The organism is Lysinibacillus sp. fkY74-1 (genome assembly GCF_053165895.1).
Window position 1 is genome coordinate 830601 of sequence record NZ_CP170173.1, and the last position, 13616, is coordinate 844216.

The 13616-nt window shown below is 36.9% G+C and carries 16 protein-coding genes and 1 riboswitch; of the genes, 7 read left to right on the forward strand and 9 right to left on the reverse strand.

Features of this window, described 5'->3' with window-relative positions:
* Positions 1 to 62: 62 nt before the first annotated feature.
* The 7 genes from thiW to ACE1MS_RS03845 all read right to left on the reverse strand — a co-directional run bounded on the left by thiW (position 63) and on the right by ACE1MS_RS03845 (position 6855).
* On the reverse strand, positions 63 to 569 hold the full coding sequence (gene thiW / locus ACE1MS_RS03815) for an energy coupling factor transporter S component ThiW (RefSeq protein ID WP_422761489.1): 507 nt from the start codon (positions 567 to 569) through the stop codon (positions 63 to 65).
* A gap of 94 nt (positions 570 to 663) precedes the next feature.
* A riboswitch (TPP riboswitch) is annotated at positions 664 to 771 on the reverse strand.
* A gap of 59 nt (positions 772 to 830) precedes the next feature.
* Entirely contained in the window at positions 831 to 2027 is a 1197-nt protein-coding gene (locus ACE1MS_RS03820; protein WP_012293057.1) for an MFS transporter, read from the reverse strand.
* A 498-nt stretch (positions 2028 to 2525) separates the two neighbouring features.
* The gene (locus ACE1MS_RS03825) at positions 2526 to 3599 is read right to left on the reverse strand and encodes an ABC transporter substrate-binding protein (RefSeq protein WP_012293058.1); all 1074 of its coding nucleotides are present in this window, start codon (positions 3597 to 3599) and stop codon (positions 2526 to 2528) included.
* The gene (locus ACE1MS_RS03830) at positions 3596 to 4393 is read right to left on the reverse strand and encodes an ABC transporter permease (RefSeq protein WP_036160896.1); all 798 of its coding nucleotides are present in this window, start codon (positions 4391 to 4393) and stop codon (positions 3596 to 3598) included. Before ACE1MS_RS03830 ends, ACE1MS_RS03825 begins: the two co-directional genes overlap by 4 nt.
* Positions 4390 to 5199, reverse strand: coding sequence for an ABC transporter permease (locus ACE1MS_RS03835; RefSeq protein WP_031418839.1), 810 nt, complete (start codon positions 5197 to 5199; stop codon positions 4390 to 4392). Before ACE1MS_RS03835 ends, ACE1MS_RS03830 begins: the two co-directional genes overlap by 4 nt.
* Positions 5189 to 6295 (reverse strand): ABC transporter ATP-binding protein, encoded by a 1107-nt coding sequence (locus tag ACE1MS_RS03840; protein WP_031418840.1) that lies wholly within the window; start codon positions 6293 to 6295, stop codon positions 5189 to 5191. The genes ACE1MS_RS03835 and ACE1MS_RS03840 overlap by 11 nt, the downstream gene beginning before the upstream one ends.
* 17 nt (positions 6296 to 6312) lie before the next feature.
* A complete protein-coding gene (locus tag ACE1MS_RS03845; RefSeq protein WP_012293063.1) occupies positions 6313 to 6855 on the reverse strand; it encodes a helix-turn-helix domain-containing protein in 543 nt (180 codons plus the stop codon).
* 405 nt (positions 6856 to 7260) lie between these two features.
* Between ACE1MS_RS03845 and ACE1MS_RS03850 the strand changes: the two genes are divergently transcribed.
* The 7 genes from ACE1MS_RS03850 to ACE1MS_RS03880 all read left to right on the forward strand — a co-directional run bounded on the left by ACE1MS_RS03850 (position 7261) and on the right by ACE1MS_RS03880 (position 12583).
* Positions 7261 to 7803, forward strand: coding sequence for a peroxiredoxin (locus ACE1MS_RS03850; RefSeq protein ID WP_004224676.1), 543 nt, complete (start codon positions 7261 to 7263; stop codon positions 7801 to 7803).
* 179 nt (positions 7804 to 7982) lie between these two features.
* Positions 7983 to 8438: a TlpA family protein disulfide reductase gene (locus ACE1MS_RS03855; protein ID WP_447402713.1), complete on the forward strand. Its 456-nt coding sequence runs from the start codon at positions 7983 to 7985 to the stop codon at positions 8436 to 8438.
* A gap of 153 nt (positions 8439 to 8591) precedes the next feature.
* On the forward strand, positions 8592 to 9254 hold the full coding sequence (locus ACE1MS_RS03860) for a potassium channel family protein (RefSeq protein ID WP_031418843.1): 663 nt from the start codon (positions 8592 to 8594) through the stop codon (positions 9252 to 9254).
* A 6-nt stretch (positions 9255 to 9260) separates the two neighbouring features.
* Positions 9261 to 9740: a hypothetical protein gene (locus ACE1MS_RS03865; protein WP_012293066.1), complete on the forward strand. Its 480-nt coding sequence runs from the start codon at positions 9261 to 9263 to the stop codon at positions 9738 to 9740.
* 133 nt (positions 9741 to 9873) lie between these two features.
* Complete coding sequence (locus tag ACE1MS_RS03870) at positions 9874 to 10977, forward strand: GNAT family N-acetyltransferase (RefSeq protein ID WP_036160900.1); 1104 nt, start codon at positions 9874 to 9876, stop codon at positions 10975 to 10977.
* Between the two features lie 126 nt (positions 10978 to 11103).
* Positions 11104 to 11598 carry a GNAT family N-acetyltransferase gene (locus ACE1MS_RS03875; protein ID WP_012293068.1) on the forward strand — a complete coding sequence of 165 codons (495 nt, stop codon included), beginning with the start codon at positions 11104 to 11106 and terminating at the stop codon, positions 11596 to 11598.
* 13 nt (positions 11599 to 11611) lie between these two features.
* Positions 11612 to 12583 carry a S66 family peptidase gene (locus ACE1MS_RS03880; RefSeq protein ID WP_447402714.1) on the forward strand — a complete coding sequence of 324 codons (972 nt, stop codon included), beginning with the start codon at positions 11612 to 11614 and terminating at the stop codon, positions 12581 to 12583.
* Between the two features lie 35 nt (positions 12584 to 12618).
* Here the strand turns inward: ACE1MS_RS03880 and ACE1MS_RS03885 are convergent, their stop codons facing one another.
* Positions 12619 to 13164 (reverse strand): GNAT family N-acetyltransferase, encoded by a 546-nt coding sequence (locus ACE1MS_RS03885; protein ID WP_012293070.1) that lies wholly within the window; start codon positions 13162 to 13164, stop codon positions 12619 to 12621.
* A 136-nt stretch (positions 13165 to 13300) separates the two neighbouring features.
* Positions 13301 to 13504 carry a hypothetical protein gene (locus ACE1MS_RS03890; protein ID WP_012293071.1) on the reverse strand — a complete coding sequence of 68 codons (204 nt, stop codon included), beginning with the start codon at positions 13502 to 13504 and terminating at the stop codon, positions 13301 to 13303.
* Positions 13505 to 13616 lie beyond the last annotated feature (112 nt).

Genomic DNA, 13616 nt, shown 5'->3' on the forward strand with positions numbered 1-13616 from the left:
AAGCAGTGCGAATTTCGCACTGCTTTTTGTACATTCATGGAAAAAGAAATCCTGCTACGACACTATTTAATAAAGAGAGTAGGATTAAAATATCTTACTAGCACCGTTTTTCGCAAACTGCTAGCTACTAAAATGCCTAAAATTGCTCCAATTGTACTTGATATTAAAAAGGCAGGCATAAAAAACAAGGCTGCTACGGAAGTTCCCATTAGTACCTTTGCATAGGGCACTGCTACAAGTGATGCTAGAAGACCAGTGCCAATCACTTCACCCAAACCAGCAAACCAAATTTTACCGCTATATTTATAGGCAAGCCCTGCGCATAATGCACCAATAATACTACCAGGAATGGCTAAAAGAGAGCCTGTCCCTGTAAGGATTCGAATAATGGCCGTAACAAAGGCAACTACAACTGTAGATACGGGTCCAAGTATAATGGCTCCTATTACGTTAATAGCGTGCTGCACCGGATAAGCACGAGCAATCCCAGTTGGAATGGAGATAAAAGTAGAACCTGCAATAGCAATCGCTACTAATAAAGCCATAATTGTTAATTTTCTAATAGACATGTTAGGTGTACTCCTTTTCATTTTAGCCACTAGGAAAATGAAAAAAGCCGCTTCCTTCAAACGACAGGAAGCGGCCTTGCTTATACACTGAAAATAGCAAGAAGCGCCACTTCCCTCCGCTAGTATGAACTAGATCAGGTTCGAAGGGTCCGTATATAACCATATACGTCTCAGCCTTTAGAAGACTCCCCTAGTGGTAAGTATTTTTCTATTTTTTAGAAGTGTAACATACTTCAATAAATAGTCAATAAGAGTTACCTATTAATGTGAATCTGGATGCATAAGCTGAGGCGCCTTTTTCAATGTCCAAATCAGGGCAAGGAAGAAGCAAGCTAATAAGATAATGGCACCAAAAATATAAGGACTGTTCATATTCCAGTCAAATAAAAAACCAGCCAAAGCGGGTCCAATCATATTTCCTAGACTCATATAGGCATTATTCAAGCCGGCTGCGAATCCTTGCTCTTTTTCTGCAAGTTTTGATATGAGAGTATTAACAGCTGGACGAATCAACGTTGTCGCCGTAGAGAAGATGGTTGCAACAACTAATATTAGTGCAAAACCAGAAACAAATAATATTAAGAAAATAGCAACGGCCGCAATAAATAAATTGACCAAAACTACTTTCATTTCACCAAACCGTTTAAAGAGTGGCGTAATAATAAACATTTGTACAATTACCCCAAACGCACCACCAACAACTAAAATGATGGCAATATCGCCAGGTGAGTAATTAAATTTCTCTGTCACAAATAGTGATAAGGTCGTTTGGAAGTTAGCAATCCCAAATGAGAATACCATCATAATAATTAACATAACAAAATAAGGCATATGTACAGAGCGAGCCATCTGTTTTACCAGATTATCTTGCTTTTGTCTATTTTGCGCAGTATTTGGCTTTGTAGATGGTAATAAAAAGTAAGATAAAATAGCCGCTAAAATGGCGGCAGCTCCCGCCATGAAAAATGGAAAATGTAAGCTAACCTTTGCAAGGAAACCACCAATTCCAGGGCCAATCATAAAGCCGAAAGACATAGCAGCTCCTAACAAACTCATTCCTTTTCCGCGTTCTTCATAAGTTGTCACGTCTGCTACAAAAGCCATAATAGGAGGTGCTACAAATGCAGAGCCAAGGCCACCTAAAAAACGTGCTAAAAAGAGCATCCATACATCTGTAGAAAGGCCAAAACCGATTTGTGCAAGTCCTGTTAGTATAAGACCGAAAATAATTAAATTTTTCCGCCCATACTGGTCCGAAAGATTCCCAGCAATTGGAGAAAATACGAATTGTGCTAAGGCGAACGTTGCAATAAGCATGCCTAGAACTTGTCCTGCTGCTCCAAATATTCTTAAATATTCAGGCATTACAGGAATAATAATTCCAATACTCCCCATTGCGATAAACATGTTAAACATTAAAATATACAAAGCCGCCTTATTGGACTTCTGCTGGGTCATCGACAAGCCCCCCTTTTTGTAATCAAATATAGTACAGTCTATCATAAAGAATTATGGCTGGCTAATAGTTGAGATTGCTGTAACTGGTTCGATATGTAGAATGATTTTCCAGAAAAGCTTTTATCTCATAAAAATTCGGGGTGTGGAGTGAGGAGAGAGAATTGCTTTTTCTAGAGACTTGAAGTAGGGAGAGTAAAAAACTAGTGAAAATAAATAATTGCGTTTGCCATGAGAAAGCTTACCTATAACCGTGTAGATGAAAGTTAAAGATGAAGTTATAATGCGCAGGTGTCGTACGACGTAGATTCAAGGTCTTTTTATGGATAAAGAAAAACTAAAGATTGCTGGCATCTTGAAAAAATTGATGATACCTAGACGAAGTGGGATTGTATGATCGACAACTGGTTACTAGTAGAATTTCTTTCTAAATATAGCGATACAAATGAATGCTTAAATAAAAAAGGCGAATTGGTTTGTAGACCAATTCGCTCTTATAAATTATCGAATACTCATTTTAAATTCTAAAAACAGTTCATTATATTTTCCTAAGTAATCTGGACCTAAGTTTTTGTATACCTCTAAGGTATCACGTTGGTCCTCAGATGGGTAGTAGCGTTCATCTGAAACTACTTCTGGGTCCATTAAGTCCATCGCAGCAATATTTGGCGTTGAATAGCCAACATAATCGGCATTTTGAGCACCGGATTCTGCACTTAGCATAAAATTGATGAAGGCATGTGCACCATCAATATTTTTCGATGTTTTGGGAATAACCATATTATCGAACCATAGATTGGAGCCCTCTTCAGGAACAGCAAAGTCCAACTCTTCATTTTCAAACATCATGTCTGCTGCCTGACCAGACCAAGTGAGGGCTACTGTTGCTTCATTATTAATCATTAATGGTGTAATTTCATCCCCAATGATCGCTTTTACGTTGGGCGCAAGTGTAATCAATTTGTCAGTTGCTTCCCGTAGTTCATTGTTATCCAATGAATTCAAGGAGTGTCCAAGACTATTTAACCCCATCCCAATCACTTCACGGGCACCGTCTACTAAAAATACTTTTCTTTTTAATGAAGGATCCCATAAATCGTCCCAAGAAGAGAAATCTAAATTTCCAACTAGTTTTGGATTATAGACAATCCCTACTGTTCCCCAAAAGTAAGGAACTGAATATTGATTGTTATCATCGAATGGTAAGTCTAAAAAGTAAGGGTCGATATTTTTTAAATTCGGTATTTTTGCTTTGTCTAAAGGAATCAATAAATTATCTTCCTTCATTTTTTCAATCATATACTCAGAAGGAACAGCAATATCGTAAGCTGTACCACCTTGCTGTATTTTTGTCATCATAGCTTCATTAGAGTCAAATGTTTCATAGATGACATGAATACCTGTTTCTTTTTCAAATTCCTTCAATAGATCAGGGTCAATATACTCTCCCCAGTTAAAAATGGTTAAAGTGTCTTTTCCACTTTTACCGCCACCTGCACTTAAGGCGTCAGCAGCATAGAATAAAAGGGCAGAAACAACAAGGATAGCGATGGTCGCTTGAATTAATGACTTCATTGTTGTCCCTCCGTTCTTTTGCTTGTACGACTTGTAATGAAGTAATAACCAACCACAACGATAACGGTTACAAAGAATACTAATCCAGAAATAGCGTTAACTGTGAGAGATATTCCTGCGCGAGCCATCGAGTAGATTTCTACCGATAATGTACTGAAGCCATTGCCGGTTACGAAAAATGTCACAGCAAAATCATCTAATGAATACGTAAGAGCTAGGAAGAAGCCTGCAAAAATACCTGGCTGAATATACGGTAAAATGACACGCATCATAACATCCTTTTTGGTTGCTCCTAAATCTAACGCTGCATCAATTAGTGATTTATTCATTTCTAACAATTTAGGTAAAACCATTAACACTACAATCGGTACACTAAACGCTACGTGTGCTAATAATACTGAAGCAAAGCCTAATTTAATGCCAACCATTGTAAATAGAATTAAAAAGCTTGCCCCAATGATGACATCTGGACTGACAATTAAAACATTGTTTAGGGACAATAATGTATTACGCATTTTTGAATCTTTGACAGTGACAATACCAATTGCTCCTAATGTTCCAATAATAGTAGAAATTAAAGCAGATAGTAATGCTACGATAACAGTATTGATTAAAATAACAAGTAGCCTTGAATCTTCAAAAACAGCCTGATAATGCTCTAAAGTAAAGGACTCAAAGTTATTCATGGAGCCACCACTATTGAACGAATAAAAGATTAAATAGAAAATGGGTGCATACAGAACGACAAAAACAATCGTTAAATAGACTTTGGCTGATGCAGAGAGTTTGTTCATCGTACGCGACCTCCTTTATCTTTTTGTCCCGTAACAAGCATAATGATGACCATAAATAAAATTAAGAACACGGCAATAGTTGAACCCATCCCCCAATTTTGTGTCACAAGGAATTGCTGCTCAATCGCTGTACCAAGCGTGATAACACGATTTCCTGCAATTAAGCGAGTAATCATGAAAAGTGATAGAGCAGGGATAAAGACAACCTGAATACCTGATTTAACACCATCCATTGTCAATGGTAAAACAACGCGACGGAACGTTGTAAAGGCAGATGCGCCTAAATCACGAGATGCATAAATAAGTGTCGGATTTAAACGATCTAAAGAATTAAATATCGGTAAAATCATAAACGGAATAAAAATGTACACGGATACAAAAACAAAGCTAATATCCGTAAAAAGCATTTGCTTTGGATCAAAGCCAAACACTTCGATAAATGCATTAATTGGCCCGTATAAACCAAAGATGCCGATAAAGGCATATGTTTTTAACAATAAATTAATCCATGAAGGAATAATAATGAGCAGTAACCAAAGCTGCTTATGTTTCGTTTTTGTTAAAAAGTAAGCAGTTGGATATGAAATTAATAATGTAAATAATGTAATTAAAAATGCATACCAAAACGAGCTTAATGTCATTTTTAAGTAAACAGAAGTGAAGAACGCTTTATAATTATCGAGCGTAAAATTGCCATGTAAATCGAGTAGGGAATAATAAACAACGAGTGCAATCGGCGCGATAACAAAAAAGGCGATCCATAAAACATATGGAAATAACGCTGATTTTGATGGCTTAGTTTGCATCTTCGTCGTCTCCGTAGGATTCTAATCGTTTATCGAACTCTTCCTCTGTTTCATTTAAACGCATTACATGAATGGACTCTGGATCAAAGTCTAAGCCGATTTCTGTCCCTACTTCAGCTTTTTTCAACGAATGGACTAGCCATTCATTGCCATCTTTATCATACGTAGATAGCTCATAATGGACGCCACGGAATAATTGTGTATCTACTTTTACTACAAGCTTCCCTTTATCTATAGTTGTCATTTCTAAATCCTCTGGGCGTATAACAATATCAATTTTCTCATTTGGTTTCATACCTTGGTCAACACATTCGAAAATCTTACCAGCAAATTCAACCTTAAAATCTTCAATCATGACACCGGGTACTATATTGGATTCACCAATGAAATCTGCCACGAAGCGATTAATAGGTTCATCATAGATATCTACTGGTGTACCAGATTGTTGAATTTGCCCTTCACTTAAGACGAAAATTTCATCACTCATAGCAAGTGCTTCTTCCTGATCGTGAGTAACGAAAACAAAGGTCTTGCCAAGACGTTGCTGTAATTCACGCAATTCGTATTGCATTTCTGTACGCAATTTTAAGTCTAATGCAGAAAGTGGTTCATCCAGTAAAATTACTTCAGGGTCGTTAACGATGGCACGCGCAATTGCTACACGCTGACGTTGACCACCAGACATTTCGGAGATTTCACGATTGCCATAGCCTGCTAAATTGACAAATTTTAATGCCTCCGCCACACGTTCTTTTATTTCCTTTTCAGGTAACTTCTTGATACGTAGTCCGAATGCGACATTTTCAAATACATTTAAATGAGGAAACAGCGCATAATCTTGAAAAACAGTATTCACCTGACGTTCATTGGCAGGAACAGAATTTATTTTTTTATCATGGAAAAACACATCCCCAGTTGTAGGTTCTGTGAAACCAGCAATAATTCGTAAAATGGTTGTTTTTCCACAACCAGATGGGCCAAGGAGAGTATAAAATTTGCCCTTTTCTAGTTCCAAGTTGATATTCTTTAAGACGACTGTTCCGTCGCTATAAGACTTGGATACATTTTCAAAACGTATAATAGAATTCATTGTCATTGATGCGCCTCCTTAAGCTATAAATATGAATCCGTTGCAACGAGTAAAATTTTCGTCTCAGCAGCATGGGCATTAAAAATTTGATGATGGTCTGTCGCGTCAAAATAAAGAGCATTGCCTTCACTAGCGATATATTGTTCATTCCCTAAAACGAGACGAATACGCCCCTTAACTACATAAATAAATGTTTCTGATAGTGATGGCTCAAATTGCTTGAATTCGCCATTGGCTTCAAATGTTAAGAAAATGGGCTCCATTTCTTTTTCGTTGGATGTTGGAATGAGCCATTGAATTTCGTATTTTTTCTCTTCATCTGTAAAGATGGACTGATCTTCCTCCGTATAAACTACCTTTTGTTCAGGTGATTCATCATCAAAAAATTCCTTGGGTGTGGACCCTAACACTTCTAATATTGAAAAAAGTGTTTCAATAGAAGGTGAATTCAAATCACGCTCTAATTGGGAAATATAGCCCTTACTTAAATCTGTACGTTCTCCAAGTTCCTCTTGGGTAAGACCTTTTTTTAAACGAAGCGCTTTAATTTTTGCTCCTATTTGCATCTTTTCCCTCCTAGAAGAAGTTTAGCAATCATAAACTTTTGAAATATGAAGTTTACTTTAACGAAACTTTTAGTTTACTAAAACCATTACAATTATACATAATAAATAAAAATTTGCAATCGTTATTTATGAAAAAAATCGCTGTAAAATGTTAAAAAAAGAGTCATAAATGTAGTGGAGAAAAAAATGTATAAAGAAGAATATAATTGTTAAAAATAGCTAATAAATAGGATGTAGCAGAAATTCCAATTTCGGATTTGACAATTTTTTGTCGCCTTATTTCAATCGTGTAATTGGGCGGAGCTTACTTGTTTGAAAAACTACGTTTACTCTGCTATCGTAGAAGACGAGTTCGCTTGTGCGAATGGAATATATAAACTACATATTTATTCGGAGGGATTTATTATGGCAGAACGCATGGTAGGTAAACAAGCACCTGACTTTACAATGGAAGCAGTACTTTCAGACAAATCATTTGGTAAAGTATCATTAGAAGATATTAAAGCACAAGATAAATGGACAGTACTTTTCTTCTATCCAATGGACTTCACATTTGTATGTCCAACAGAAATCACTGCAATGAGTGATCGTTATGACGAGTTCGAAGACTTAGATGCAGAAGTAATTGGTGTTTCTACTGATACAATCCACACTCACTTAGCATGGATTAATACAGACCGTACTCAAAATGGTCTAGGTGAATTAAAATACCCATTAGCTGCGGATACAAACCATCAAGTATCAAAAGAGTATGGTGTGTTAATTGAAGAAGAAGGTATCGCGCTACGTGGTTTATTCATCATTAATCCAGAAGGTGAATTAAAATACCAAACAGTATTCGATAATAATATCGGCCGTGATGTTGATGAAACATTACGTGTACTTCAAGCACTACAAACTGGCGGTCTTTGCCCAGCAAACTGGCGTCCAGGTCAAGCAACTCTATAAGAGCATAGAGTTGAGTCATGCTGTAACAAAAAAAGAGTCCCCACGACATGTTTGTGGGGACTTTTAAGTGAAGTGGCGAGTGCTAATTTACTTTATCTTAGATGGCAATAGAGTTTGGGGAGGAGTTTTAACCAAATCTTAAGCATCTAAAGAAAATGATCTATTAGAGGAGGATTTTTATGAAACTTCGTGAACAAATGCCTGAACTAGTTGGCGCAACAACTTGGTTAAATGGCGAAGTAACAAAAGCGGAACTAGAAAGCAAAAAACCAACATTAATTCATTTCTGGTCAGTAAGCTGTCATTTATGTAAAGAAGCTATGCCTGATGTTAATAATTTCCGTGATCAATATAAAGATGAACTAAATGTTGTAGCAGTACATATGCCGCGTTCTGAAGCAGATACTGATTTAGAGACAATTAAGGCAGTAGCGGCTGAGCATGATATTTCGCAACCAATCTTTGTGGATAGCGAAATGAAATTAACAGATGCTTTTGAAAACCAATATGTACCTGCTTATTTTGTGTTTGATAAAGATGGTCAACTGCGTCATATGCAAGCTGGTGGTAGTGGTATGAAAATGTTAGAAAAACGTGTAAATCGCGTACTAGATGAAATGCGTAACGCTGAATAATTATAGTAGGTGATGACGGGGATGAAGGTCCTCGTCTTTTTTTATGTTTGGAGGGTTGTCCAACAATGACGAATCGCGTCTTGTTTTGACAATACATATCACAAAGAATACGCTACAATGATGGTATAGTAGTTTTCGGAGGGATTTTTTATGATGAAAAAAGAGTTTGCGGTCATTGGGCTTGGACGTTTTGGGGGAAGTATTGTTCGTGAATTAATGAGTCAGGGTGCTCAAGTGATGGCAATTGACCATTCCTCAGAGCGTGTAGACGAATTTGCTTCTATTGCGACACAAGCTGTCATTGCAGATTCAACAGATGAATCGGTCCTAAATTCATTAGGTATCCGTAATTTTGAACATGTGATTGTAGCCATTGGGGAAGATATTCAAGCAAGTATTTTAACAACCATTATTTTAAAAGAAATTGGTGTTGAGCAAATTACAGTAAAGGCTCAAAATGATTACCATGAAAAAGTATTGCGTAAAATTGGTGCTGACTTTGTAGTCCATCCTGAAAGAGATATGGGTATTCGTATTGCTAATAATATGCTATCGAATACAGTACTAGATTACTTAGAGCTTTCAGATGAACACTCTATTATGGAATTAAAGGCGAATGATGCCATTGCGGGATATTCTATTATGGATTTAGATATTCGAGCAAAATATGGTATTAACATTGTAGGGCTTAAGCGTGGTGCTGATATTATTGTATCACCACAGGCAAGTGATAAGATTTTATTGGGAGATATTATGCTTGTAATCGGTGCTGACGTTGATATAAATCGTTTTGTCAAAAAGGCATTGAATGGGTAATTGTCCATGACTAAACGAAGATGGAGACTTATTATATTTGCAGCTATTTTACTGATTGGTATTTTTGTTATGCAGTCTCGTGAAAAAAATGAGAAGGAATCGATTTCTCTTATTTTAGATCAAGCCGCCAAAATTGATTCAATTGAAATATTTCAAGGGGAACAACCTGTATTTCGAGCAATCAACGGCGAGGCGAAAAACTTCGTCGAGAAATACCCATTAAGTCATGTAAAGAAGCTTTCTAAAAAAGAACGAACATTCTTTGAAGAAGAGCCAGCCTATCATATTGTTTATAAAATAAAGGACAAGCCGCTTTATGAAGTGGACATTTTAAAGGTAGCGATTAGCTCTGAACTAAGCGAAGAATTACAACAAATGGTTTTTCCTATCGGTGACGGTCACTATATGATTTATTGGACTCAAGAGAAAAAAGCTTTAGAACAATCAACCAATACTCAGCGTTTACTGGAGACATATCAACATTAATGAAGGTAGTGACACAGCATGTCCGGCTGGTCACTATTTTTTTATTTGTAGGTATGTGTTGTTTGGAAAAAATTGTTTGATTTCAGTATGGTAGTTCGATTAAACTTTGACATAAAGAAGGGGGTAAAAATATATGAAGTTTATGTCTAATCGATGTGTGATCGAACGTATACAACCAGAACACTTCATAGATATTCAGGGGCTCTACACAAATGAAAGCGTCAGAGAGTATCTTGGAGGAGTTCCACAAAAAAACTATATTGAAGCTTCTTTTCGAGGCATGCTAGAGGCACCATTTCCTAATACATATTTTTATATTTCATTAAAGAAGACGGGGGAATTTATAGGCCTTGTATCCATTGATGAGTATCATGAGCAAGAGATGTATGAACTTTCCTATCAATTTTTACCTCAGTATTGGGGGAGGGGGTTAGCATTCGAAGTGTTAACACAAGTGATAGAGGAAGGTTTGAAGTATTTAAATATCTCTTCTATCGTGGCAGAGACACAAACTGTTAATCATGCATCCTGTCGCCTACTCGAAAAGCTAGGGATGAAAAAAGTACAGGTACTTGAAAGATTTGGTCGAGAGCAAGCGGTCTATGAATTTAAAAAAACGAGTGCTGTCACTAGACAAATCGTTGCCATATCAGGCGGAGGATTTTCTCAGCAAATCCCTTCCTTTATTGACCATTATATTTTGAGTCAAATTAAGACAAATGAACGTATCAAAATTTGTTTTATTCCAACAGCAAGTAATGATGCACAGGGGTATATCGACAAATTTTATTCAGCATTTACACATTGTGACGCTACTCATATTTTGCAAAAGGACATGAATGACATACAAATTCGAGAAAAAATATTGGCACAGGATATTATCTATGTAGGTGGGGGAAATACCAAGCTTCTTTTAGATAAATGGCATGCCTATCAGTTCGGGGAGTTATTGAAGGAAGCTTATAAAAGCGGTGTTATTTTAGCTGGCATTAGTGCTGGGGCAATGTGTTGGTTTGACAAATGCTTTAGTGAAAATCAAAACAATCATTATGAGGAATACAACGGGCTAGGGATATTATCAGGAACATTTTGTCCACATTATGATGATCCAGAACGAAGCATGCTATTTAATAGCTGGCTAAAAAATAATGCAACATTGCAGGCATATATGCTGAATGATGCAGAGACGCTTCATTTTAACAATGAAAAATTAGTTGCTAAAATCCAATGCTATTAAAAGGGAAGGAAATTATGGTCAGGTCAAACATGCTAAAGCTTTAAAAGCAGAGATAGGGGGCTTTAGATAAACATATATTTATTTTCTAATGGATAAAGAAAAAAAATAGGAAGTGAGGTTCTTGACATGCTAATACGAGAAGCAACAAGAAATGATAGTGCTCAAATTATAGCTGTTATGAAAAATGCGGAAGCATCTAATTTGATGTTATTTGGTCCTGGCGAACGAAAAATGGCGCCTGAGCCGTTTGCAAATTATTTAGAAAAGCTAAATCATAGCCGTCATTCAGCCTTATTCGTAGCTGAAATAGATGATACGGTGGTCGCATATTTAATTGCACAAGGTAATGAAGCATCCAGAATTGCTCATCGTGCCTATCTTGTCATTGGCATCCAGAGTAATTATAGAGGCAGAAAAATTGGAACAGCCTTATTTAATCATGTAGAAAAATGGGCAAAAGATAATAGTATTCATCGTCTCGAGTTAACGGTGATGGAAAATAATGAAGCTGGAATTGCTTTATATAAGAAAATGGGCTTTGATATTGAGGGAATGAAACGGGATTCCTTGTATGTGGATGGACAATATATCAATGAGTATTACATGTCAAAACTTGTATAAGAAGGAGTAGGAGATGACTACTATCGGTATTTTTTCACCGTCCTCTCCAGCGACGGTTTCTGCGTCAAAACGTTTTGAGCGTGCGAAAGCATTTCTAGAAGAGAGAAATTTTCATATTGTAGATGGTTCTCTTACTGGCAAATCCGATTATTATCGCTCGGGCTCACCTAAAAAACGAGCAGAAGAATTAAATGAATTACTTCGCAATCCAAGGGTGGATATTATTATGTCTACGATTGGAGGTACCAATTCCAATAGTATGCTACCTTATATTGATTATGAGGCTTTCCAACGAAACCCCAAAATCATTATAGGCTACTCTGATGCAACAGCTATTCTACTGGCGCTTTATGCGAAGACAGGTATCTCAACATTTTATGGTCCAGCGTTCGTGCCTTCCTTTGGCGAGTTTGAGCCATTAGTCAACGATACATACAAATTTTTTGAGGCGTATTTCTTGCAACCCCAAGTGCTTCCTTATGAAATACAAAAGCCCCCTTACTGGTCAGATGAGCCAGTCAATTGGCTAGAGAAAACAGTGGAGAAAAAGTTAATCAAAAATGAATGGATAACCGTCCGAGAGGGAGTTGTAGAAGGGAGGCTAATTGGGGGAAATGTTAATGCCATGTATGGTTTTATTGGTACGCCTTATTTCCCAGTAATTGCTGAAGACGACATTTTATTAATAGAAGATTGTATGAAAAATGCGGCGATTGTGGAAAAGAATTTTGCGATGCTCAAATTGCACGGTATTTTGGACAAAATCAGTGGAATTATTTTGGGCAAGCATGAATGTTATGATGATCTAGGGACCGGACGCCAGCCTTCCGATATATTACTTGAACAATTGGACGGTATAATGATGCCTATTTTGGCTGAAGTGGATATTTGTCATACACAGCCTATGCATCCGATAGCAATTGGTAAACGAGTGAGGCTAGATGCTACAGCTAGAAAGATTTATTGTATCGAACAATGGTTATAGTACAAAGCCTTGCTAATTTGGCAAGGCTTTATTTGTTATGGGTTCCTTGCATCATCATCAGTTATAGCGTACATTTTCACATTTTTATATTGACCCTTGACGAACATACTTTTGCGTAACAGCCCTTCAATTTGCATTCCAGATTTCTCCATTACCTTTTGAGAGCTTATGTTTTCTTCAAAGCATCTCGCTTGAATACGTACGAGCTTTAATTCCTGAAATCCAAAGTCAATCAGCTTTTTTGTGGCTTCCGTTGTCATTCCTTTATTCCAATAATCCTCCGAAAGAACAAAACCGATTTCCCCACATTTATGGGTGTTATCAACTGTAACAAAGTCAATTGTCCCAATTAGAGTCCCTGAATATTCAATTCCCCAAAGTAAATGATTGCCTTGCTCGTACCCATTTAAAATGAACGTCAAAAAAGCTTTAGTATCCTCTATACTTGTATGGGCATGCCATGTTACATAACGGGCTACGCTTTCTCGAGAAGTATAATCGAACATAGCCTCGACATCCTGCTGTGTAACAGGTCTTAAAAGTAGTCTTTCTGTTTTCAAAATGGGTACATTATATTTCATGTAATCCCCTCCTTTAACATTATTGTATACAAAAAAGCTGACCTCAGAATGAATGGGGCCAACTTTTTATAAAGGGGAGATGGGTGAATACACATACACATCATCTGTGGACACATCTTCTATGCGTAATCTCATTTTACGGATAGCGTTTATCGGTTGCAGAGGAGTCCTTTGTTTTCGTTTTATGCTGTTCATCTTTGACTTTTTCATTTAGTTCTTCGACAGGTATAGGATCAACGGTTTTCATATCCTCATGTTTATCAAAAATACTTTCCTTCCCTGTATCCAACACATCAGGATTGTTTGTATAGCGCGTTTTTGATTGCTTTTTATTAGTCATTTATAATCACCTCTTACTATACACTTTCACCATTTTACTAGAGTTTAAACATAATCGTTTTCCATAGTCTACCCTTGAAAAAAAACATAAGAAGGGCAGTGAAACAGCCGTG